The 23,483-nt window shown below is 46.1% G+C and carries 26 protein-coding genes; 10 read left to right on the top strand and 16 right to left on the bottom strand.

Annotated features, from left to right (window positions below; genetic code table 11):
• Positions 1–377: 377 nt before the first annotated feature.
• The 8 genes from HF322_RS09315 to HF322_RS09280 all read right to left on the bottom strand — a co-directional run bounded on the left by HF322_RS09315 (position 378) and on the right by HF322_RS09280 (position 6,205).
• Positions 378–971, bottom strand: coding sequence for a HupE/UreJ family protein (locus HF322_RS09315; RefSeq protein ID WP_169393178.1), 594 nt, complete (start codon positions 969–971; stop codon positions 378–380).
• 46 nt (positions 972–1,017) lie between these two features.
• Positions 1,018–1,662 (bottom strand): urease accessory protein UreG, encoded by a 645-nt coding sequence (gene ureG, locus HF322_RS09310; protein WP_169393177.1) that lies wholly within the window; start codon positions 1,660–1,662, stop codon positions 1,018–1,020.
• Between the two features lie 40 nt (positions 1,663–1,702).
• The gene (locus tag HF322_RS09305) at positions 1,703–2,452 is read right to left on the bottom strand and encodes an urease accessory protein UreF (RefSeq protein ID WP_219848211.1); all 750 of its coding nucleotides are present in this window, start codon (positions 2,450–2,452) and stop codon (positions 1,703–1,705) included.
• Positions 2,391–2,903, bottom strand: a complete 513-nt coding sequence (gene ureE, locus HF322_RS09300) for an urease accessory protein UreE (protein ID WP_169393176.1) — start codon at positions 2,901–2,903, stop codon at positions 2,391–2,393. Before ureE ends, HF322_RS09305 begins: the two co-directional genes overlap by 62 nt.
• A gap of 13 nt (positions 2,904–2,916) precedes the next feature.
• Entirely contained in the window at positions 2,917–4,623 is a 1,707-nt protein-coding gene (ureC, locus tag HF322_RS09295) for an urease subunit alpha (RefSeq protein WP_169393175.1), read from the bottom strand.
• The gene (locus HF322_RS09290) at positions 4,616–4,936 is read right to left on the bottom strand and encodes an urease subunit beta (RefSeq protein ID WP_169393174.1); all 321 of its coding nucleotides are present in this window, start codon (positions 4,934–4,936) and stop codon (positions 4,616–4,618) included. Before HF322_RS09290 ends, ureC begins: the two co-directional genes overlap by 8 nt.
• Before the next feature lie 10 nt (positions 4,937–4,946).
• The gene (locus HF322_RS09285; protein ID WP_169393173.1) at positions 4,947–5,249 is read right to left on the bottom strand and encodes an urease subunit gamma; all 303 of its coding nucleotides are present in this window, start codon (positions 5,247–5,249) and stop codon (positions 4,947–4,949) included.
• An 83-nt stretch (positions 5,250–5,332) separates the two neighbouring features.
• The gene (locus HF322_RS09280) at positions 5,333–6,205 is read right to left on the bottom strand and encodes an urease accessory protein UreD (protein WP_169393172.1); all 873 of its coding nucleotides are present in this window, start codon (positions 6,203–6,205) and stop codon (positions 5,333–5,335) included.
• A 315-nt stretch (positions 6,206–6,520) separates the two neighbouring features.
• Between HF322_RS09280 and HF322_RS09275 the strand changes: the two genes are divergently transcribed.
• Entirely contained in the window at positions 6,521–7,573 is a 1,053-nt protein-coding gene (locus tag HF322_RS09275; protein WP_169393171.1) for a hypothetical protein, read from the top strand.
• Between the two features lie 91 nt (positions 7,574–7,664).
• Here HF322_RS09275 and HF322_RS09270 read toward each other — a convergent pair whose 3' ends face one another.
• Positions 7,665–9,389 carry a glutamine--tRNA ligase/YqeY domain fusion protein gene (locus HF322_RS09270; RefSeq protein WP_169393170.1) on the bottom strand — a complete coding sequence of 575 codons (1,725 nt, stop codon included), beginning with the start codon at positions 9,387–9,389 and terminating at the stop codon, positions 7,665–7,667.
• A gap of 279 nt (positions 9,390–9,668) precedes the next feature.
• Between HF322_RS09270 and HF322_RS09265 the strand changes: the two genes are divergently transcribed.
• Both HF322_RS09265 and HF322_RS09260 read left to right on the top strand, forming a co-directional pair.
• Complete coding sequence (locus HF322_RS09265; protein WP_169393169.1) at positions 9,669–10,181, top strand: peptidylprolyl isomerase; 513 nt, start codon at positions 9,669–9,671, stop codon at positions 10,179–10,181.
• 127 nt (positions 10,182–10,308) lie between these two features.
• Entirely contained in the window at positions 10,309–11,154 is an 846-nt protein-coding gene (locus HF322_RS09260) for a UDP-2,3-diacylglucosamine diphosphatase (RefSeq protein ID WP_169393168.1), read from the top strand.
• Positions 11,155–11,186: 32 nt separating this feature from the next.
• Here the strand turns inward: HF322_RS09260 and orn are convergent, their stop codons facing one another.
• The gene (orn, locus tag HF322_RS09255) at positions 11,187–11,771 is read right to left on the bottom strand and encodes an oligoribonuclease (protein ID WP_169393167.1); all 585 of its coding nucleotides are present in this window, start codon (positions 11,769–11,771) and stop codon (positions 11,187–11,189) included.
• A 174-nt stretch (positions 11,772–11,945) separates the two neighbouring features.
• Between orn and rsgA the strand changes: the two genes are divergently transcribed.
• From rsgA to secB, 4 genes are all read left to right on the top strand, one after another.
• Positions 11,946–13,061: a ribosome small subunit-dependent GTPase A gene (gene rsgA, locus HF322_RS09250; protein ID WP_169393166.1), complete on the top strand. Its 1,116-nt coding sequence runs from the start codon at positions 11,946–11,948 to the stop codon at positions 13,059–13,061.
• Between the two features lie 111 nt (positions 13,062–13,172).
• Positions 13,173–13,622, top strand: a complete 450-nt coding sequence (locus tag HF322_RS09245; protein WP_169393165.1) for a rhodanese-like domain-containing protein — start codon at positions 13,173–13,175, stop codon at positions 13,620–13,622.
• A gap of 198 nt (positions 13,623–13,820) precedes the next feature.
• Positions 13,821–14,084 (top strand): glutaredoxin 3, encoded by a 264-nt coding sequence (grxC, locus tag HF322_RS09240; protein ID WP_169393164.1) that lies wholly within the window; start codon positions 13,821–13,823, stop codon positions 14,082–14,084.
• A gap of 75 nt (positions 14,085–14,159) precedes the next feature.
• Complete coding sequence (gene secB / locus HF322_RS09235; RefSeq protein WP_169393163.1) at positions 14,160–14,612, top strand: protein-export chaperone SecB; 453 nt, start codon at positions 14,160–14,162, stop codon at positions 14,610–14,612.
• A gap of 98 nt (positions 14,613–14,710) precedes the next feature.
• Here secB and adk read toward each other — a convergent pair whose 3' ends face one another.
• From adk to HF322_RS09205, 6 genes are all read right to left on the bottom strand, one after another.
• Positions 14,711–15,367 carry an adenylate kinase gene (adk, locus tag HF322_RS09230; protein WP_169393162.1) on the bottom strand — a complete coding sequence of 219 codons (657 nt, stop codon included), beginning with the start codon at positions 15,365–15,367 and terminating at the stop codon, positions 14,711–14,713.
• 157 nt (positions 15,368–15,524) lie between these two features.
• Positions 15,525–16,805 (bottom strand): c-type cytochrome biogenesis protein CcmI, encoded by a 1,281-nt coding sequence (ccmI, locus tag HF322_RS09225; protein ID WP_169393161.1) that lies wholly within the window; start codon positions 16,803–16,805, stop codon positions 15,525–15,527.
• On the bottom strand, positions 16,802–17,296 hold the full coding sequence (locus tag HF322_RS09220) for a cytochrome c-type biogenesis protein (protein WP_223193257.1): 495 nt from the start codon (positions 17,294–17,296) through the stop codon (positions 16,802–16,804). Before HF322_RS09220 ends, ccmI begins: the two co-directional genes overlap by 4 nt.
• A gap of 47 nt (positions 17,297–17,343) precedes the next feature.
• Entirely contained in the window at positions 17,344–17,931 is a 588-nt protein-coding gene (locus HF322_RS09215) for a DsbE family thiol:disulfide interchange protein (protein ID WP_169393203.1), read from the bottom strand.
• 40 nt (positions 17,932–17,971) lie between these two features.
• Positions 17,972–20,023, bottom strand: coding sequence for a heme lyase CcmF/NrfE family subunit (locus HF322_RS09210; RefSeq protein ID WP_169393159.1), 2,052 nt, complete (start codon positions 20,021–20,023; stop codon positions 17,972–17,974).
• A gap of 97 nt (positions 20,024–20,120) precedes the next feature.
• Positions 20,121–21,455 carry a hypothetical protein gene (locus HF322_RS09205; RefSeq protein ID WP_169393158.1) on the bottom strand — a complete coding sequence of 445 codons (1,335 nt, stop codon included), beginning with the start codon at positions 21,453–21,455 and terminating at the stop codon, positions 20,121–20,123.
• A gap of 271 nt (positions 21,456–21,726) precedes the next feature.
• Here HF322_RS09205 and rsmD point away from each other — a divergent pair, with 271 nt between their 5' ends.
• The 3 genes from rsmD (at position 21,727) to rpsI (ending at position 23,480) form a co-directional block, all read left to right on the top strand.
• Entirely contained in the window at positions 21,727–22,440 is a 714-nt protein-coding gene (gene rsmD, locus HF322_RS09200) for a 16S rRNA (guanine(966)-N(2))-methyltransferase RsmD (RefSeq protein ID WP_169393157.1), read from the top strand.
• 214 nt (positions 22,441–22,654) lie between these two features.
• The gene (gene rplM / locus HF322_RS09195; RefSeq protein WP_169393156.1) at positions 22,655–23,083 is read left to right on the top strand and encodes a 50S ribosomal protein L13; all 429 of its coding nucleotides are present in this window, start codon (positions 22,655–22,657) and stop codon (positions 23,081–23,083) included.
• A gap of 10 nt (positions 23,084–23,093) precedes the next feature.
• Positions 23,094–23,480: a 30S ribosomal protein S9 gene (rpsI, locus tag HF322_RS09190; RefSeq protein ID WP_169393155.1), complete on the top strand. Its 387-nt coding sequence runs from the start codon at positions 23,094–23,096 to the stop codon at positions 23,478–23,480.
• The last annotated feature ends 3 nt before the right edge of the window (positions 23,481–23,483 follow it).

Raw genomic sequence — 23,483 nt, 5'->3', positions numbered from 1 at the left:
GACGTTGATCCAAAGCGGATTTAAATTGGTTTTAGGGAATGAGAATGTAGGAGAGTTTTAATAAAAAGATTATAAGTTTTTTCTTATTTTGATAGTAGAGCGACTCCTCATTTTAAAAACAATCATAAAAATGAGATAAATTGCCACCAAACAAGGAAAATAGTGCCGGTAATATCAGGATAGTTAGCGCAGTTTGGTAAAATTTAGCTGTTTTTAGCTTATTTAAAAAGGATCGTTTGAGTGGAGGACGCGCTAAAAAATCCAATAAATTAAGCCCATAGCACTCAACAAAATGCTATGGGCTGATATTGGGTTTTAAATAACTATTTTTAATAGCTTTTTTTAATAGCTTTTTTTAATAACTCTTTTTAAATATGCTAAATCACACTTAACATACCAAACAATCCAGCTGCCGCAATGACAACGCCGCTGACTTTAAGTGTCATTTCCTGACCTTTATTGGCGCAAACTGCCGCGACAGCGCAGCCTGCTAAATGTAGCGCAATCGTTGCCATTGTAAACCCTGAAATGTAGCTGATAGCTTGGGCATTGGCAGGCAATTCAAGACCGTGAGCATTGCCATGTAAAACGCCAAATAATGCACAGCAAGCGCTCAGTACTGGAACATAAGCGTTCCTATTGATGCGACCAAAGATCAGCAAGCCACCAAGAGCAATAAGCGACAATAAAATACCGCTTTCAACCGCAGGGATCGCAATACCGTTAATACCCATAAGTCCCCCAATAAGCATAAAGCTCACAAAAGCTACAGGAAGTTGCCAAGCGACTTTTTGGCGACCCATGACTGCAAGCATACCAACGGCAACCATCGCAAGTAGGTGATCCCAGCCCAGCAGCGGATGCATGAGCCCTGCCATCATGCCGGAGGTATCGTGACCTGGATGGGCAAAAGCAAAAGATGGCAGTAGCATAAGGGCGGCAATCAAAGAAAAACGGCGAGAACTTATCATAAAAGTGTCCTAAAGCAGATCATAAAAGTAGTTTTAAAAGCAATCATTACGCCTTTACCGGAACGCTAAAATCCTCAGGAAGCGGCGCGAGCATACCTTCACGTTGGATAAAATTGATGATTTCAGCCACGCCATCACCACGAACCAAGTTGGTAAAGACAAAAGGTCGCTCGCCGCGCATGCGTTTGGCATCACGATCCATCACTTCAAGCGAGGCGTTCACCATCGGCGCCAAATCGGTTTTATTGATAATTAATAAATCGGACTTGGTGATGCCAGGACCGCCTTTTCGCGGGATTTTGTCACCGGCGCAAACGTCGATTACATAAAGGGTCAAATCGGACAATTCAGGGCTAAAAGTGGCAGATAAATTGTCGCCGCCGCTTTCAACGAGTACCAATTCAAGCTTGGGATGACGCTCTTGCAAGGTGTCAATGGCAGCAAGATTCATTGACGCATCTTCGCGAATGGCAGTATGTGGGCAGCCGCCTGTTTCAACGCCCATGATTCGGCTGTCATCAAGCGCTTCATGACGCAATAAAAACTCAGCATCTTCTTTGGTATAAATGTCGTTGGTCACCACCGCCAAGTCGTAATGATCGCGAAGGGCTAAGCACAACTGGCGCAATAATGCGGTTTTTCCTGATCCCACAGGACCACCAACGCCGACTCGTAAACATTGTGTTGTCATAAAAACTCCAAACATGGCTTAAAAGGTTAAGATAAATAAGTTAGCTGCGAAACAGTCGCGAATATTGCGACTCATGCAAACAGCTGGCGTGAACCTGCCCTGGCAAGCTCATTCCTAACTCATCATCGGTCAAGGTTTTGGCATGAAGCGCAAACTCGCTAAGCTCAGGTTTTAACCTCAGTAACAAGCGCTGAGCGGCAGTTTGACCAAGCGGCAGCGTTTTGCTGGCAACCGTAAGCTGATTCTCAAGCCAGCTCCAAAGGTAGCCAAGCGCCGACCACGAGGCACTAAGTCCCCACTGCTCGGCGGCAAAAGCATAGACAACTAAAAACGCCGGATCACTTGGCAGGCTTGCCACATCGACATGCTGATCTCTTAATAATCGCACCAAGGCTTTTGCTTGCTGCTCATCTTCAAATAAAAGCTCAAACGTCTCGCGGCTGGCGCGAAGATAATCGCTCCAATACTGCTGAGCTTCCCAATCTTGATGACGCCTTGCCTCGGACAATCGCAGCAATACCGGAATATCAAGGTGGCTTAGGCTCACCATCATGCCGCAAAGCCAGCGCTCAAGCGATGCTTCATCACTCACCCAGCCAAGCTCAATGGCAGACTCAAGACCGCTTGAGTAAGCAAACGCGCCGATAGGCAGCGCAGGACTTGCCAAGTGCATCAAGGTAAGCAGCTGCTCAGCATCTGCCAAACTTGTATCCAAAACATCAGTGCGATCAGTGGTCATGATGATGACTGTGATGATCATGATGGTGGTGATGGCTGTGGCTTGGCGCATCGTCACCATGACTGTGGCTATGACCTAAGTTTTGATAAGCGCCCGATTCAGGATGAAATGGGGCGGCTTCATACGATAAACTAAGCCCCAAAAGCGTTGCCAACTCCTCAAGGACATGATCTGGCCAAAAGCGCAGCCAACGATCGCCAAGCTCCAAAGTGACGTGGCGATTTCCTAAATGATAGCAAGCTCGGGAAAAGCTTTGCCAATCCTGCGCTTTGGCAGTCACGACCGCTTCAGGCTTCGCAATCACTTGAAAAATGCGACCGTCTTCTGCTTGCAAGCGCTCGCCATCTGCCAACACATGACCGCGCTCTAAAAACACGCCGACCTCAAGCCCCTTATCACTTAGGGCTTTAAATCGACCTTTTTGGCGCTGCTCAAAGCTTAAAGTTAAGCTGTCATCCGCGTTTTGATCGGTCTTTCCTAAACCTTGCGTTATTTTTAGCATGGTAAGCACTCCTTTAAAACAACATATAAAGCTGGGCAAGCGGCAAAACATCGGCAGGCTCGCACACCAGTAGCTCACCATCGCAGCGCACTTCATAAGTTTGCGGGTCAACGCTGATATCCGGCGTTGCGCCATTATGAATCATGTCCTGCTTTTGAATCTTGCGCGTATTAACACAAGCGCAAAGTTGGCGCGTGAGTTTAAGCTTAGATTTGATATCGCGATCCATGGCAGCTTGCGACACAAAAGTGATGCTGGTTGCGGCGGCGCCGCGAGCTTGAGCGCCAAACATCGGGCGATAATGAACCGGCTGCGGCGTTGGAATTGAGCCGTTGATATCTCCCATCGGCGCATAAGCAATCATGCCACCTTTTAAAATCAGCGCCGGTTTGATCCCAAAAAATGCCGGATCCCAAAGCACCAAGTCGGCAAGCTTTCCGACTTCAATTGAGCCGATTTCGTGAGAGACGCCATGAGCAATAGCCGGGTTGATGGTATATTTTGCAATGTAGCGCTTCACCCGAAAGTTATCACAGCCAAGATCGCGATCTTCAGCAAGCAGCCCGCGCTGTTTGTGCATTTTATCGGCAGTTTGCCACGTTCGGCAGACCACCTCGCCCACGCGACCCATCGCTTGGCTGTCAGATGACATCATGGAAATGACGCCCAAATCTTGCAAGATATCTTCAGCAGCAATGGTTTCTTTACGGATTCGCGAATCAGCAAACGCCACATCTTCAGGGATATTGGGATCAAGATGGTGGCAAACCATGAGCATGTCTAAATGCTCATCAACGGTATTGATGGTATAAGGTCGCGTCGGATTGGTTGACGATGGCAGCACGTTTGGCATGCTACAAGCCTTTAGGATATCAGGAGCATGACCGCCACCGGCGCCTTCGGTATGGTAGGTATGAATGGTGCGACCTTTAAACGCGCCGATAGTATCATCAACAAATCCAGACTCATTTAACGTGTCGCTATGAATGGCGATCTGAACGTCATACGCTTCAGCAACAGATAAGCAGCAATCAATTGCCGCAGGCGTTGATCCCCAATCTTCATGAAGCTTAAGCCCAATTGCGCCGGCTTCTAACTGCTCGCGTAAAGGCTTTGGTTGACTGACGTTACCTTTTCCCAAAAAGCCAAAGTTCATTGGCAGCTCATCGGTGGCTTCAAGCATTCTTGAGATGTGCCAAGCCCCCGGCGTACAAGTAGTGGCTTTACTTCCTGTTGCAGGTCCTGTACCGCCACCAATCATCGTGGTAACGCCTGAACAAAGCGCCTCTTCAACCTGCTGCGGGCAAATATAGTGAATATGCGTGTCCACCCCGCCTGCGGTCAAAATTTTACCCTCGCCTGCGATGACTTCTGTGCAAGCGCCAATATTAATGGTCACACCTTCTTGAATATCGGGGTTTCCCGCTTTGCCAATCGCCACAATGCGACCGCCATTGATGCCAACATCGGCTTTAACAATGCCCCAATGATCAATGATGACCACATTGGTGATGATCGTATCTACCGTATCTGCATCGCCAAGCTGGCTTTGACCCATGCCATCGCGGATCACTTTACCGCCGCCAAAGCTGACCTCATCACCGTAAATGGTATGGTCAAATTCAATTTGAACAAACAGCTCAGTATCCGCCAACCGCAACTGATCGCCTGTAGTCGGACCAAACATTTCTGCATAAGCGCTTCGTGACATTCTAGTCATGCTGATCTCCTAATGCGCCCATCACCTCACCGCGAAAGCCAAAAACGTGACGGCGACCGCCAAGCGCAACCAAGGTCACCTCGCGGCTTTGACCCGGTTCAAAACGAATTGCCGTTCCTGCAGCGATGTCTAAGCGAAACCCCATCGCAAAATTGCGATCTAAAAGCAACGCCGGATTGACCTCAGCAAAATGATAATGCGATCCCACCTGAATTGGGCGATCACCGGTATTGGCAACGATGACGGTTCTTTTTTCGCGGTCGCAGTTCAGCTCAATATAATCGGCAACCACGCGAACTTCTCCTGGTATCATGAGCAAATCCTTATTGAATCGGGTTATGAAGCGTGACAAGTTTGGTGCCATCTGGAAATGTAGCTTCCACTTGAACTTCTTGAACCAACGCTTCAACGCCATCCATCACCTGATCGCGCGTCAACCAATTGCGACCTTCGCTCATCAGCTCTGCTACCGTTCGACCATCGCGCGCACCCTCAAGAATCGCCGCTGACAAATACGCCACCGTTTCAGGATAATTGAGTTTTAGACCTCGCGCCAATCGGCGCTCTGCGACCAGTCCTGCAGTAAATAGCAGTAGCTTGTCTTTTTCTCTTGGACTTAGTTCCATAATTTTGATCCTTAAAAGACCTTTAACCTCTGCCGCTTCGTCAAATGTAGGCAAAGCGGCGTACCCACACATCCGTAATCCAGTTACGTCAGCCAAATCCGTGGAATACAAGCGGGGCGACCCAACACCATCGGTCGGATCATCGACCACGCTTGCCACATTCCTGATCGGCACGCATTCATATCCGATCCCAAATAACGAACCAAAAGCACATTCAAGCGCATCGTAATGCTAAAGCTTTTTGCATCAAGCGCTTCTCGCAGCGCCTCAATCAGCGTTTGACTGACTTGATCAAGATCAGGCGCAGTTGCCATCAGTGTTCCAAATACAGGACTATTATTAAACCCCACGCGGCTGCGATAAAGCTCACTACTCGCGCTTAATTGCAACTGCTCATTAACCATTAAGCGATCATCTTTAAACAGCTGAAGTCGCTGCTGCAACTGACCGCGATTAAAATCCGCATTTGACGCCGCTCGCCCAAGACAGACCAAATCCCAACCGATAAAGCGCGCGCTTGAATCGATGTAAATTTTGGTATCAAGCTTGGCATTGGCATTGTCAAAAATGATCGTCTCTTGGGGCAGCCACTCACAATTAGCGTGGGCTGCAAGCTTGAGCGCCACCGATTGAACTTGCGCCACCCCATCGCTATCGCGACCGTAAATTTTTCCTGCCGAGGGCGTCGTCAAAAGCGTTCGGCTGTTTGCCTTGCAATCGGCATCAATCAGCAGCTTGTCGCCTGACACCAAACCGCCTGGAGGATGCAAAATATAAAGATGACAAACACCGCCTTCAGGATAAAAGGGGCGCTGAATACGAAGCGGTCCTAAAAACGACAGTCCTTTTAAGTGCGTTTTGTTGTCCGACAACGTGGGAACCAGCGTCAAACTAAGCTTTGCCAACCACTGACGGTCAGCGCCATATCCACACTGGGCACTTGCCACTGCAGCCATAATTACAACCTATGATAGGTTTAAAAAGATAAGTACTTCATGCCAAGAACAGCAATAAGCAAAAATGAGTTTACTTAGGATTATAAAGAAACGATTATCAACATTTAAACAATGCTAAAGCTTGTTTACCAAAAACTGAAAGGAAAAGAGGATTGACATGTGTTGTAACCGCCCATTATCAAAGCGATCCATAATCGTCTGTTTATTTTGCGAATTTTACGCCCATTACTTCAAGTTTTACAATAAAAAATTTAAAAAAATATCAACTAAAAGATGAGCGCTTAATTTTGAAGGATCAATGAAAGGATCAATGAAATGCGTAAAACAACATCGATAGGCTTATTTCTCGCCTTGACTTTGAGCACGGCGCTGCTTGGTTGTACCACTCAAGCCGTAGCATTAAAAAATCAGCACCAAAATGCCGATGCCATTACCCCCATTCGCAAAAATACGTTAAATGTAGCTGATAAAATCACGATTGATAGCCAACCTACAGGCGTCATTTGGCAGATCATGCCCAAGGCACCGGGCAATTTGGTCGCTCAAGGCAATGGGATATTCATATCTTTAGTTCGACCAACAACCTCACCAAAAGTCCTACCTGAAGTCGGCGATCAGCCTTATATTTCTAACGATGGTCGCCATTGGTCGCCATTGCCTGAACGGATTCCGGCTTGGGGCAGAGCTATGATTTTTGCTGACGGCTGGTTTTATGTCGTTGGTGAAAGCGTGCCGCCAAATACGACTTTGGGGATTGTCCTTCGAAGTCAAGATGGCAAACATTGGCAAACGCTTTACTCAAAAGCGCGAGCGCCGTTTACCGCTATCCGAAACTTAAATGGCGGCTTTATCGTGACAGGTCAAAATGGCATTGTGGTCAGTAGCCGCGATGGCAAGCGTTGGCACGAGCAGCAATTAAAGTTGATTCCTGCTTTTTATAATGCTGATTATTTTAAGGGCAGTTACATTTTAACAGGCGATGCGATGGCGCTTTATGCGACAAAGGATTTGAAGCACTGGGAAAATTTATCTTCTGAAAACTTATTAAGTCCAGGCCCGCGTAATTTGCAACATAATGCCGAGCATCTGCTTTTACAAACAGATGACCATCTTTATTATTATCATGATAACTTGTGGTCAATTCATAAAACGACAAAAGACGACACTCGCTGGTCTTATATTCAAAAATTATCGCCGACGTCCGATTATTTTTTGGCAACTGTCGCAGGAACTGTCATCCAATCTAAAGATGGCAAAAATTGGCAATCGCTCGCGCAACTACAACCTGCTGACGATCAAACCACTTGCGAAAATCGCTGTATCATTTATGACTACCAAATCGTGAAACTGCCAAAATCGCTGGATTAAATCATCAACTTTTTTCATTAAAAAAGCCCGATTCTATTTTTCTAAAATTGGGCTTTTATTTGCTAAAAGTTTAATTTAATAACGCAAAGCTTTAAGCGGGTTTATAAGTGTCGCGAAGGCTTACGATTTGGTTAAAGACCGGTTTTTCCGCGCTGTGCTCAAACTCATCACTGATAAAATAGCCTTCTCGCTCAAATTGAAATCGCGATTCAGGCAAGGTGTTGGCAAGCGATGGCTCAACAACAGCGTCCAAAACCGTCAAAGAATTGGGATTGAGCGCATCGTGAACATCGCTCACGCTGCTTGGGTCAGCCACATTAAATAGCTGCTCATACAAGCGAACGGTTGCAGGAACGCCCAAACTTTCAGAAACCCAATGAATCACGCCTTTAACTTTGCGACCTTCAGGATTATTTCCTAAAGTTTTGGGGTCGATTATGGCTTTAAGCTCGACCACGTTGCCGTCATCATCAAGGACATGTTCCGTGATGTTAATGACGTAGCTGTTGCGAAGGCGAATCTCAGGATTGGTGGGCGATAAGCGCTTATAGCCCGCAGGTGGCTCAATTTCATAATCGCTTTGGTCGATAAAAATCGTTTGGGTAAAGGGAATCTCGCGCATTCCCAAATCAACGTTTGGATGCTTAGGTTGGCTTAGCCAAAGCGCGTTATTATCGTTATCAAAGCGCGCGTTCACGCTATCCGACTTTAAGCTTTCCCAATCTTTTACCGCCTCATCAAAATTGGTAATGGTCACTTTAAGCGGCTTTAAAACTGCCATTCCGCGAGCGGTAATGTTCTCAAGTGATTGACGGATGCTAAATTCAAGCAAGCGCATATCAACAACGCCGTCTGCTTTGGCAACGCCCACGCGGTCACAAAAATCACGAAGCCCTTCTGGGGTATAGCCTCGGCGACGCATGCCAGCAATCGTTGGCATGCGTGGGTCATTCCAACCGCTCACGATACCCTCATCAACCAATTGCTTAAGCTTGCGCTTACTGGTCAAAGTATGATCCACATTTAAGCGCGAAAACTCATACTGGTGCGGCGGCTGATCAAAGCCAATTTTATCCACGACCCAATCATAAAACGGTCGATGGTCTTCAAACTCAAGGGTACAAATCGAGTGGGTAATCCCTTCAATCGCGTCCGATAACGGATGCGCAAAGTCATACATCGGATAAATGCACCATTTATCGCCAGTTTGGTGGTGACTTTGGTGCATCACGCGATAAATAATCGGGTCGCGCAAGTTCATGTTGGCATCATTCATGTCGATTTTGGCACGAAGCACCGCCTCACCTTCGCCAAATTCGCCATTTTTCATCGCCAAAAAGCGCTCAAGGTTCACGCTGACACTGCTATCACGCTGCGGTGACGGCACGCCGGCTTCTTTAAACGAACCGCGATTGAGCTTAATTTGTTCAGGCGACTGCAAATCGACATAAGCATCGCCATTTTCAATGAGCTTTAGCGCCCAGTCATAAAGCTGCTCAAAGTAGCTTGAGGCGTGACGTGCTTCCCCTGCCCACTCAAAACCAAGCCAGCGAACGTCTTTTTTAATGTTATCGATATAGTCTTGTTTTTCCGCTGTTGGGTTGGTGTCGTCATAGCGCAAATGGCAAATGCCGCCAAACTCGTCAGCAATGCCAAAGTTTAAACAAATGGATTTGACATGACCTAAATGCAAATAGCCGTTTGGCTCCGGTGGAAATCGGGTAACGATCTGGTCATATTTTTGGTCTTTGATGTCGTTGCGAATAATATTGCGAATAAAATCGTTTTTATGTTCAGGGTTTGAGTGATCACTCATGAATTTGACTCCTACGTCAACGCTTACGCCTGTTGGTCTAAAGGCGCAGTCAACCAGTAAATTTAAATAAATTAAAAATCAACAAAATGGCTTTATTCTAGCAGCTTTTCGTGACCTATTAACAGCCTGATACATGACAGACGACAAAAAAGTCGTTAGACTAGCTTCATCTTTTCGTGCAAGCTTCCTATAAAAGCTTAAAGCCACGACAAGCACCCTCTCTTTACTGCTTGAGCGCTCAAATCGGCTCAGCTCAATAATCAAAAAAGGACAATTCTAATGGTCGATATGCCAATGGTCGAACTTGACACCACAATGGGTGAAATCGTCATCGAACTTAACGAGCGCGAGGCGCCAAAAACTGTTGAAAACTTTTTAAACTATGTGAAATCTGGTCATTACGATGGCACAATTTTTCATCGCGTCATTGACGGCTTTATGATTCAAGGCGGCGGTATGGACGCCAGCATGAATGAAAAAGGCACGAATAAGCCGATTGAAAACGAAGCCGACAACGGTCTTAAAAATGACGCCGGAACTATCGCCATGGCGCGGACTCAAGACCCGCATTCAGCCACCAGCCAGTTTTTTATTAACGTGAAAGACAACGATTTTTTAAACCACAGCGGCAAAAATATGCAAGGCTGGGGCTACACCGTGTTTGGTAAAGTCGTTAAAGGCATGGACGTGGTCAACCAAATTAAAGGCGTTCCAACAGGTCGCTTTGGCATGCACGCTGACGTACCAAAAACGCCGGTGGTTATTACCAGAGCAACGATTGTTTCTGAATAACACCTTTAAATAAGTTGATTTAAAGCATTAGCTTATCATTGCACCAAATCGCCATTTTGCAAGCTTGGTTTATGACAAGCCAGCATTGTAAAATGGCAATTCGTGGAAATTTGTGGAACCGCTTGTTATGCCAGATTTTGATCATTTAATCACTACCCAACCGCACGAGGTTCGGCAGGTGCTAATCAGCGATTTACATTTATCCATGGATGAGCCTGCCTTAGTGCAGGCTTTTTTGATGCTGATTGACGATTGTATTGCCTTACCAAAGCTTGAACGCTTATTTATCTTAGGCGATTGGTTTGAAGTTTGGCTGGGTGATGATGCTTATTTAAGCTTAAACGCGCTTGAGAAAAAAGCCCATTGGCTGACCCCGCTCATTAAAAAGCTAACAGCGCTTAAGCAAAACGGCTGCGATATTTTGGTGATGCATGGCAACCGTGATTTTTTACTCGGGCAAAAGTTTTGCGATTTGTTTGACGGAACGCTAATTTTTGAACCGTTCACCATCACTATTAACGATCAAACCTTTATCTTAGAGCACGGCGACGCCCTTTGTACCGACGATAAAAAATACCAATGGTTTCGTAAAATTATCCGAAATCCGCTCACCCAGTGGTATTTGCTCAAAAAACCGCTTAAAAAACGCCTTACGATTGCGGATAATTTGCGTCAAAAAAGTCAGCAAGACAATGCGGTCAAAGCCAACTATATCATGGATGTCAACGAAAACGCGGTTGCTAAATCCCTTCAAGGCGCAAAAGCGTTAATTCACGGTCACACGCACCGACCGCAGCAGCATCAAATCAATGAGCACCAATCGCGATTTGTGCTTGGTGATTGGCGCTTGATTGATGGCGAGTCCAGAAAGCCCAAAGTTAAAGCGGTGATTGGCGTGGTTATTACCGAAAACAATATTGAAACCGATTCAACTGAAAACTTTCGATTGGTTAAATTTTGCGCCCGCGTTTAGCTTTTTTAAAGCTCAATTCAAGGGAAAAATTACTAAGCAATCAGTTTAAAAAAATGCTCGCGGTAGTGTTTTAACTCGCGGATGGAGTCGCGGATATCATCAAGCGCTAAATGGCTGCCGTTTTTTTCAAAGTTTTGCAAAATATCCGGTCGCCAGCGAAAGCAAAGCTCTTTAATCGACGACACATCCAAGTTGCGATAGTGAAAAAAGCGCTCAAGCTCGGGCATTTGCCGCGCTAAAAAGCGCCGGTCTTGGCAAATGGAATTGCCGCACATGGGGGATTTGCCGCTATCGACCCATTTATTTAAAAATTTAATGGTTTCAGCTTCAGCTTGAGCCAAAGTTACGGTGCTTCGGCGAACCCGATCAATAAGTCCGGATTGACCATGCTGCTTGGTATTCCAATCATCCATGCCGTTTAATATTTGGTCAGAAACTTTGATCGCAAATACCGGTCCTTCTGCCAAAATGTTCAAATCCTCATCGGTGACGATGGTGGCAATCTCAATAATCTCGTCAGAGAGCGTATCAAGACCGGTCATTTCAAGGTCAATCCAAACCAAGCCTTTTTTGCCTTGATGTTTAATCTTAATCTTATTGGGATGCTCACTGGTCATATCAAATCCTTGGGATAAAAGGGGGCGACGCTCGGCAGCTTAATCATTTTAACCGCAATTTTTGCAAAAATAGGACAAAATCCTAGCCCACCGATGCCGCTTTAGGCTGTATGTTAGCAAATTTTCACGCTACACTTAGCGCTAATCGATTTCTTTTTTGCACAAGGCGCAATTATGGCACTCATCCGGCAACGAAAACTGACCCATCAGCAGATCCGCCGAATTGAAAAGCAGCAAAAATCCAGCCAAGACAGCTTTGATGACAGCTTGATGGATGGCGTGGTGATGGCGCATTATGGTAAGCAGCTTGAGGTTCAAGTGACCAGCCTTCCTGCAGTCATGCCCGAGCCGCCTGTCATAGATGAAGGCGACCCTGAGCCGTTTTGGCAGCCAATTGCGATGAATGACATTTGGCGCTGTCACGCTCGAACTAATTTGCCGATGCTCGCAACTGGCGATAACGTTCGTTGGGCTGCCGACCCAAATACCGGCTTTGGGCGTATTGAAGCCATGCAGCCGCGCGTGTCGCTCATTCAGCGCCCCGACCGCTACCATAAATTAAAACCCGTTGCGGCAAATATCGATATTTTAGCGATTGTCTTTGCGCCCTTGCCTGCGGCGGCTCCCACGCTCATTGACCGCTATTTGGTCGTTTGTCATCACGCTGGCGTCAGACCGCTGTTGGTTTTGAACAAATCGGATTTACTTGCCAATGAGCCTAATGAGGAAACGGCAACCTTGCTTACCGACTACGCCAAACTGGGCTATGACAGTGTGTTAACCTCAGTTGATTGCCCAGAAAATATTGCAAAAGATGACCCGAATAACGAAACTGCTCGCGGCTTGGATGATTTAAAGCAGTATATTGATAAAAAATTGGTCATCTTTGCCGGTCAATCAGGCGTTGGTAAAAGCAGCCTGATTAACGCGCTGCTCCCTGAGTCCGCGCAAAGCGTGAATGTTATTTCGGAAAACTCGCAATTGGGGCAACATACCACAACCACAAGCCGACTGTTGCCTTTTGACCCGCAAGATTTAACCCAAGGCGGCATTGTTGACACCCCCGGCATCCGCGAGTATGGCATTTGGCATTTGACCCCTGAGGACATCATTTCAGGATTTATCGAGCTTGCGCCACTGGCAAAAGACTGCCGCTTTCGTGATTGCCGCCACACCCAAAACAGCAAAGGCTGCGCGCTTTGGGAAGCGGTTGCTGATTGTCGCGTTCTTGAGCGCCGCGTTCAAAACTTAGTGACGTTGCAAGAGGAAGCCGACACCAAGCCGTACTAATTTATCATCAATTAAATCCGTCATTAATCTGGGCTTATCATTTTACTAAGGTTCGCCTTATCGGTATAATAGCTGCCTTGTCAAGTTGGCTTAAAATTTTGGAGAAATGCTTTGGATCGCGCCCTTGAATTTATGGGAAACCACCCGTTTTTATTTGGTATTTTAGCCGTATTGGCGGTGCTGTTTTTCACCCTTGAAAACAAACGCAGTGGCAAAAAAATTTCCCCAAACGCCCTTGGCATGATGGTTAACTCACAAAACGCCCAGCTGATCGACATCCGACCTAAAAAGAAATTTGATACCGGATTTATCCAAGGCAGCCGCAATATTCCCTTTACTGAGCTTGCCAACCGCTTGGATGAAGTTCGCGCGATTGAATCACCCATTATCATCATTTGTGATATGGGCGTTCAAGCAGGCGCCGCCGTTCAGCTGATCGGCAAAGACAATGTATATCGCTTAGATGGCGGCGTTGGCGCTTGGCAAGCAGCAGGAATGCCCTTAGTTGGCATTAAAAACGCGCAAACAGTAAAAAAATCCAAGCCAACGCTTCATAAGTAGTTTATTAATAAAATAGATTTGAACTAAAAAGGCACGATTAACAGTGTCTTTTTTTTGCTTATTTTTTTGCAGTTTGAAAATGTCAAAAAATCATTGTTTTTAGCTTGAAATTGATGCTGATATTCCCCATTAAAAATGAGAATTAATATTTTAATATTTTAAAATAAATTTACTTAGGCTAATAAAAAAGGATCTGCCATGAGCGTTTCTGTAAAAGTTTATACCACGCCAATTTGCCCCTATTGCTCAAATGCCAAACAACTGCTATCGTCTAAAGGCGTTGACTACGAAGAGATCGGCATGCATGATTTGAGCATGGATGAGCGCCGAGCGTTGATGCAAAAGACCAATAACTACCGTACCGTTCCGCAAATTTTTGTTGGTGAAACCTTTGTTGGTGGCTTTGACGAATTAAATAAGCTCAACCAACAAGGCAAACTTGATGAGATGCTTGCAGGCTAAGCATTTTGCTATTATTTTAATTGCATTTTTTGAGGCAATATTAATTTTAAAGACGATCAATTTTAAGGTATAACTATGAGCGAAGATCAAGCCCAACCACAACTCGCCCTTGAGCGCATTTATGTCAAAGACATGTCGCTTGAAGTTCCTGGGGCTGAAGTATTTACTAAAGAGTGGAACCCTGAACTTGATATTAATTTATCAAGCTCCGCTGAAAAACTTGATGATGACCATTTTCAAGTGGTCTTAACGGTAAGCGTAAATGCAAATAATGCAGAAGAAGCAGCATTTATCGCTGAAGTTCATCAAGCTGGTATTTTCTTATTGAAAAATATTCCAGAAGATCAGCTTGGTCAAATCCTAGGCGCGTACTGCCCGAACGTCTTATTCCCTTATGCTCGTGAAGTCATCAGCGATATCGTGACTCGTGGCAGCTTCCCACAATTGCTGCTTGCCCCTGTCAACTTTGATCAAGCTTACGCGCAAAGCCAACAGCAAGCTCAAGTTGATGCTCAAGGCAATGCTTAATTACGTAGCATAGCTCAAAGCTAAAGCGGCAAAAATAAAAACCCTGAATTGATGTCAGGGTTTTTTTATGGCAACTGAAAATCACTTAGATTTTCAACTTAGCCTTTTAACGCCGCTAAAATTTGATCTTTGACGTCTTGAATGGGCTGAGTGCCGTCAAACTTGTCATATTTTGGCGCATTTACGCCCGCTTTTGCTTGGTCTTGATAAAAGCCAACGAGGGCTGAGGTTTGCTTTTGATAGGTCGCTAAGCGCTCACGAATGGTGTCTTCTTTATCATCGTCGCGCTGAATCAGCGCTTCACCGGTGACGTCATCAATGCCATCAACCTTTGGTGGGTTGTGAGCAATATGGTAAACGCGTCCTGATCCTGGATGCTGACGGCGACCTGATAAACGGCTTACGATGTCGTCATCAGGAACGCTGATTTCAATGACGTTATTGATGGTAACGCCGGCGTCACTTAACGCTTGAGCTTGCGGAATGGTGCGCGGAAAGCCGTCAAAAATACAGCCATTGGCGCAATCAGGCTTAGCAATGCGCTCTTTAACCAAATTGATGATTAAATCATCGGACACCAAACCACCTGAATTCATGATGCCTTCTGCTTGACGACCAAGCTCGCTGCCCTCTTTAATCGCCGCGCGAAGCATGTCGCCGGTTGAGATTTGCGGAATGTCAAACGCTTGTGAGATAAACTGAGCTTGGGTGCCTTTGCCCGCACCTGGGGGTCCTAGCAAGATAATTCGCATCATATATTACTCTCCAATGATTGGCAGTGCTGCCAATAACGATTAAAAACGCTGTATTGTTACTAAATTATTGCCCAATTACCTTACCTTGCTTGCCTTTAAAGCTCAAGTATTTTTGTCGCTTTTATCGGCAAAGCAAGTTGGAAATGAGGCTAAATTTTTATGGAACTTGTTGATTAATTTCAATATTGACCTGATTTTTATCGGCACCAATGACCACCGGATTGGCAGATAAATCACCGGATTGTGCCGTAGCATTACCGCTATGGCTGATTCTAGCAACGACCGCAAGTTGCGTTTTATCGGCGCGGGCAGATTGTAAGGTACGATCGGGCATCATAGCGTCTAAATCGCTTAAGCTTACCACCGCTTGACCTTGTTTAATCACGCTGATTGGCAAGCGCTTAGCAGCAAACGGCGCGCCACCTTTCACATCACGAATGGCAACAAATAAGGAGTCATCGCCTTTAATCAGTGGCAGTAAGCTTGAATTGACCGTTACCGTGATTTCAACCCCTTGCGCGGCTTGGGCTTTTTGGCGCTCAACATTGCTACTTAACTCATCAAGGCTTGCCAGCGCTCCTGAATGATCGCCGGGTTTGGCGGCAATGTTAGATCGCAACTGCTTAATCCAGCGCTGGGCTTCATCAAAATTATTGCTTCGCGCCTCGCCCATTGCCATCAGCATTTGCGCCCCTTCATGGTTAGGATGCTTGGCTAAAACGTCGGTCAACACGCGGCGGCTGTTGGCATCAAGCTGACCGCCGTTAGAAAAAAAGCTGATCTGAGCATACGTGGTGGCAATTTCATCATTATCCGGCGCGAGACGATACGCCCGCGATAGGGCTTCCAATGCCGAGGGAGTTGCTTCAAGCGATAAAAACAGCTCAGATAAACGCATCCAGCGGTCAGGATCATCGGCATGGCGATAGACGTTGGTTTGCATAGCAGTAATGAGCGCTCTGCCATCTTTAATCGCCCACTCAGGCGGCTGATCAATTTTTCCGGTAAGTAAATCATCCGCCACTTGACCGACGCTGTCTTCGGCTTTCCAAAGCTCAAATACTGAGGTTCGGCTGTCCACCAATAAATATGCCATTGCTGCCAAAATCGGCACCCAAATGGTCACGATTAATCGGCTTTTGACGCCGGGCGCGACCATCGGCGCAATATGACGTTTGGCATCCAGCAGTTGACGCTCAAGCTCCAGCTTTTGGTTTTGGTAGTGGCTGTCATCAATGGTTCCTGCCGCTTTATCTGAATTTAGCTCCGCAAGTCGGGTTCTAAAAACAGCAATGTTCAGCGCTAACAATTGGTTGTCCACCGGATTGTCTGCCAGTTTTTTGGCGCGCAGCCACGGGGTGATGACGATAAGCGCTAAGATAACCGCCGTCAATAGGCTTAATGCGATAAATAAGCCAAAGGTCGAAAATAAGGTCATGAGTTATCCTTAGTACGATTTTCGGTACGCTGAGCGCTATTTTGTGGCGACAGCAATCGGTCAAGCTCAGCTTGCTCGCTTGGGGTTAACGCCTCAACCGTTTGTTGCTCTGTTCGCAGTTTTGCTTGATTTTGCCGATGATGGGCTCGCCAAAACCAGCCAGCAATCAACACAACCAAAAGCAGGGGCGGAAAAAACCACAAAATCCACGTCGATGGTCGAACGGGCGGCTTATAGCTGATAAAGTCGCCATAACGCTCTTGCATATAATCGCGAATTTCGCTGTCACTGCGACCCTCTTTGACCAAATCATAGGTTTTTTGCTTTAAATCTTGCGCAATGGGCGCATCACTTGCCGCCAAGTTTTGGTTTTGGCATTTTGGGCAACGCAGCTCTTCAATCAAGCCGCGATATTGAGCTTCTTGTTGCGGTGAGTCAAAATCATAAACATCAATCGCTGCAAACAGGCTCATGCTAAAAAGCGCCGCCATGATCAGCCCGATGCTTTTGGTAAGTAACGCTGGCAAATTTATTCTAGTCATTGGCAAGCCTCTTTTAGCGATTTGGCATCAAGCTCTTGACCTTGTTTGTTATTTAATAACATCAAACACGGCGCAATCCGACTTTGCCAATTTTCTTCACTGACCTCGCCGATGATATGCTGGCGAATGACGCCTTTGCTATCCACCACAAAAGTTTCAGGAGCGCCAGTCAATCCTAAGTCTAAGGCAAATTGTCCTGACAAATCCTGAATTGACATTGAATACGGGTCGCCGCGCTCATTTAAGTAACTGAGCGCATTGCCGATTTCATCTTTGTAATTGACGCCAACGATGTTCACGCCGCGGTCTTTGAGTTTCATCAAAAACGGATGCTCAATGATACACGTTGGGCACCACGAGCCCCAAATATTGATCAAAAACGGCTGCTTGGGCAAACTGCTATTGCTCATAACGCGCGTGGTATCTGACAAAAGCGGCAGCTCAAAGGTTGGCACGGGGCGCTCAAGGGCGGTATTGGTCACAATATCGGTCGGCTTGCCAAGGCGCAAATACAGCATGACCATCAGCCCTAAAAACACCAACAGCGGAATTAAAAACCAGACTTTAAGCTGTTTTTTATTCATCGTTTTGGTGGCAGGTTTATTTTGGTTAGAAGAATCCAAGTTACTTCTCCTTAATGTCGTTATCGGCGGCAGTTACCGCTACTGGCGCTAGGTACGACTCATCGTAGCTGTCTTTTTCAATAACGATGTCGTCAGATAATAGCTTTTGATTTCGCGATTGCAACCGATAACGACGGTCAAACATACTCAAAATTGCCCCAAAGGTCATCACCAGCGCCCCAAGCCAAATCCAGCGGATCATCGGTTTGACATAAATGCGAACTGCCCATTTGTCACTGTCTTCAGCAATCGGCTCACCAAGCGCCACATAAACGTCGCGGATAAGGCTGGCATCAATTGCCGCCTCGGTCATTGGCATCATGCTGACAATATAGGTTCGCTTATCAGGATATAGCGTGGTGACGGGCTTGCCATCTTTACTGACCTCAACTTGAGCTTGCATGGCATCAAAGTTACTGGCTTTGACTTCATGAAAATCAACCACTTTAAAGTCATAACCTTGAACGTGAACGGTGTCATTTAGCCCCATTGCCACATCGCGCTCGATACTTAAAGATGTGGTAAAGGCAACGCCAATCACGCTCATGAGCACGCCCAAATGCGCCACTTGCTGACCCCAGTAGCTTAAGCGAAGCTTGCCAAGACCACGGATAAAACTGGGGGCATTTTTAGTTTTGTCTTTAAAATCGACCACCATCCAACCCAAAACCCAAAGACAAAGCGCCACGCTTACGCCAATATTGAGCATACTTGAGGGGTGAGTAAAGTAAGCAATAATTGCCGCTAACACCAAGCTACTCACACCAATGATTAAGCTTGCCCCAAGCAGCGGTCTTGAGTCTTTTTTCCAGCGGATGTTTGATCCCATACCAAGCGCTAAAAGCAATAGCCAAGTCAGCGGTACAAACAGCGCATTAAAGTACGGAGGTCCTACAGAAACTTGACCCAATTTAAACGCATCGGCAATGATGGGATAAAGCGTTCCAAGCAATACGACAAGGGTTGAAATTAAAATAATAACGTTGTTAATCACCAAAAACGACTCACGCGAGATGAGCTGATAGTGACTTTCAACCGTCAAGCGCCAACCGCGAACGGCAAACATCAATAAGCCGCCGCCGACAATCACGCCTAAAATCACTAAAATCACCAAGCCGCGCGTTGGGTCAGCCGCGAATGAATGCACCGAGGTAATAACGCCTGAACGCACCAAAAACGTTCCCAAAAGACTCAACGCAAAGGCAAAAATGGCAAGCATAATCGTCCAAGCTTTGAACACGCCACGCTTTTCGGTCACCGCTAATGAGTGCAGCAGCGCCGTTCCGGCAAGCCAAGGCATCAGTGACGCGTTTTCGACCGGATCCCAAAACCACCAGCCGCCCCAACCCAGCTCATAATATGCCCACCATGAGCCAAGCGCGATCCCTAAGGTTAAAAAGCCCCAAGCTGCCAGCGTCCAAGGTCGCGACCAACGCGTCCAAACCGCATCAAGCCTGCCCGCCCAAAGCGCTGACATACAAAATGCAAACGGCACGACCATGCCCACATAGCCCATATAAAGCATCGGTGGGTGAATAATCAACCCAGGATCTTGCAAAACAGGGTTTAAATCCGCACCATCAACAGGCAGATTTGGCAGCGTTCTGCTAAACGGTGATGAAGTGAAAATCAGCATCGCCAGCATCATCGTCTGAACGCCTGCTAAAATCACCAAAACACGAGCGCGCATCGCAAGCGGCAAGCCACGACTAAAAAATGACACCAACGCACACCACGTTGCCATAATGGTCATCCAAAGCAACAAAGAGCCTTCGTGACCGCCCCACGTCGCCGACAGCTTATAATACCAAGGCAATAACGTATTTGAATGCTGAGCCACATAAACGAGGCTAAAATCATTGTAATAAAATCCCGCCATCAAGCTTCCAAACGACAGCACCATCGCGGCAAACTGCGCCCAAGCAAGACTTGGGGCTAAGCGCTGCCAAGATACTTGATCGCGCATCACGCCGATGGTTGGCAGCACCACTTGCAAGATCGCCAGCACCAGCGCGCAAAGCAGTGCAAAATAGCCCAATTCTGTGATTAACATACACCTAACCTTGTAAATTTGGTCATTACTGCGACACAAGCCCTTGTCGCGACACTCTTAAATTGCTTTAACTGAACCCCAGCGGCGAAAGCTTTTATCACTTTGCCATCGGAAAAAACACCAATACCAAATGCAGCCAGCCTGCCAAAAACCCTGTTAAGCCGCCCAAAATAATTAACGTCAGCTCATCTTCACGAAACGCCGGTCGCAGCAAATTTTGAAACTCACTGGGCGACAATGCCCGAATGCGATCGCGAAATAGCCCAAAGATTTTATTGGCGCGGCTTTCATTGAGCTTTGGATCACGAAGCGGCACCATCGTTGCCAAGATTGACTTATCAATAATGGTATTTTTTAACTTGCCAAATTCGCGCCGACCTAAACTCATCCGAAGCGATGTTCTCACCACCGGCGTGTCCAAAATCTCATACAAATGCGACTTCATCAGCTCGCGCGTTTGCCCTGATCTCGCCCCAAACATCATCTCATTCATGATGTTCTCAAGCGTTACCAAATCACGAACCACGATTTCAGCAAACACTTCTGAAACCTCATCTTGACGCTTCATAAAGCCGCCTTGCCAGCGAAAACGGTCCCAATGCGGTTTTTCAAGTTTAATAAAAGGAAAACTGCCTTTGATACTAAACCATTTTAAATAGCGGATAAATCGCGGCTCAACCGGATTAAACACCATCCAAATGGCAATCCAATTGGTCAATAAGCCCCAGATCGCGGCAAAAAACGGCACCGTCCAATGCTGCGGCACAAACAAGAAAATAAACATCTGAATGATGCCAAAAACCAGACCAATCAGCGCGCTAATATGCCAAATAAAATCAATCTCTTTTTGACCGACCTTTAAAAACATATTGACCATCAAGCGCCGATCGCTTTCCATCTTGTTAACGATCATCTGGCGCATATCGACCAAATCATCAACATGAACAGTCAAATCATTCACGAGCGATTGCATAATGCTCGGCAACATCTGATGCGCTTGAGCATAGATTCGCCGTTTTACCGCAAAGGGCAGACTCCGCCAAAGGGCTTCTGAGCGCTCAACCATAATTTCATCAATCAAATCTTCAAGGTTTTTATCGACCGTTTCGGTGATAAATTCCGCCATCTGATCCGGCTCCATCGCTTGAAAAAACTCATCAAGTGAGCCAAGTTTTGACAGCGTTTGGTCAACAATAACGCCCGATATTTTCCCCGCTTTTCTTGGCACAATTCCTTGCCAGCCCAGCCCCGGAAGCCCAAAAAATGGAAAATGCGGAATGCGAATGCCCCAAAATTTGATGGGATAAAACAGCATTTTGAGCGCCATCCAAACGTGAATCCAAGTGACAAACGCCGTCACCGGCGGAATGGTCAACATCGCCAAAAATTCAGGATGCTCAGCCAGCAGTTGCCAGATTGAGGTTGCGACCATGTTGCGATGCCCTTGATGAAAATTGCTTTTGATAAAAAAGGTTGCGCCAAAACGCATTGGATTGGCAGATGATGGACTTACTAATTTAGTGAATTAAGATATTTAAAAAAATTGCCTGATTTTAGCATACCTTGGCGCCATTAGCATCTTGCCTAAAAGCAATATCACGTAGAATTTTTTAGCAAAAACTTATCGCAAACTTTGCTAAAATAGCGCCCCCAACTTTATATTCTCGCCGCTGTCTAAGCGCTTTTTACTTACAACTAAACCTATGAAACAAAAAAAACCTTTGCGGCAATCCGTATCAAAAACTAAAAAATCGCCTTTAAAAAAATCAGCGGCTCAAACTTCTGCATCAAAAACAACATTAAGCGACGTTCGCATTATTGGCGGCGCGCTCAAACGCCGAACCGTGAGTTTTATTGACGCTGACGGCTTACGACCAACGCCTGATCGACTTCGCGAAACTTTGTTTAACTGGCTGATGATCGATATTTTTGACGCTCGCGTGTTAGATGCCTTCGCTGGTAGCGGCGTTCTTGGCTTTGAAGCGCTCTCTCGCGGCGCGGCAAACTGCACCTTTATTGAAGCCAATCTCAAGCAAAGTCAGCAGCTTGCGACGAGCGCGCAAAAGCTTAATTTAAATGCACATCAATTTAATATCATTCACGGTTTTGCCGAAACAGTTTTAAACCAGCAAAATTTAAATGCGCCGTTTGATATTGTCTTTATCGATCCGCCCTACGCGCTTGATCTTTGGCAACCTGTTTTAATCGCTTTAATCCAAAATCACTGGATTGATGACCATACTTTGATTTATTTAGAAGCTGACCACGACTTAACCCCACTATTATCAAGCATCTGTCAGCAGTTAAACACGTTAGTAAATACTGAAAATAACTGCTTGCCAATAGCGTTTATTTGCCAAAAACACGCCAAAGTCGGTCAGGTTTATGCTGGACTTTATCGATTAAAATCGGCATAATAGTCGAGTTTTAATTTCCAATTTTCTAAGACTTGCCGCGCCTTGCCAAATTTGGCTTATTGACCCCTTTATTTTAAGCACAAATAAAAAATAATGCGCTAAAAATAACTTTAATGCCGCTTGCAAGCAGCGAAGCTACTGCTTATAATGTGCAGTCTGTTTTTTGAGAGCCCCGTTCCCAAACTCTCAACGAATTTTACTTTAAGGTTTTATCATGAAAACACTTAGTGCAAAACCAGCTGACGTAACCCATGAGTGGTTTGTCGTCGACGCTGACGGCAAAACGCTAGGCCGCCTAGCCAGCCAAATCGCTCTCCGTCTTCGCGGTAAGCACAAGCCGTCTTACACCCCGCACGTTGACACTGGCGACTACATCGTAGTCATCAACGCCGACAAAATCGCGGTAACCGGTAAAAAAGCGCAAGATAAAAAATACTACCGTCACAGCGGTTATCCTGGCGGGATTAAAGAGACCAACTTCACCAAGCTGATTGCTCATAAGCCTGAAGATGTTCTACAAAAAGCAGTGAAAGGCATGCTGCCAAAAGGTCCTCTTGGCTATGCAATGATTAAAAAATTAAAATTGTATGCCGGAACTGAGCATCCACACACCGCTCAGCAACCAAAAGAACTAGACATCTAAGGAGTCACTTATGGAACGCAATTACGGAACAGGTCGCCGCAAAACGTCTACCGCTCGTGTCTTTTTAGCTAAAGGTACTGGTAGCATCGTGGTTAACGGCAAGCCACTTGATGAATACTTCAGCCGTGAAACTTCACGAATGGTCGTTCGTCAACCTCTAGAATTACTTGACTCAGCAACTGCTTATGACTTTTACATCACGGTAAAAGGCGGCGGCATCAGCGGTCAAGCCGGTGCGATCCGTCATGGTATCACCCGCGCTCTAATCGATCTTGACGATGCCAACAAACCTGCACTAAAAGCCGCAGGATTCGTAACTCGTGACTCACGTCAAGTTGAACGTAAGAAATTGGGACTTCGCAAAGCTCGTAAGCGTCCTCAATTCTCAAAACGTTAATTA

This window comes from Psychrobacter sp. MF31, assembly GCF_012847335.1.
In the GTDB taxonomy this organism is placed as follows: Bacteria; Pseudomonadota; Gammaproteobacteria; order Pseudomonadales; family Moraxellaceae; genus Psychrobacter.
Note: the sequence above shows the minus strand (reverse complement) of the source record. Positions and strands in the feature narration are given on the sequence as shown.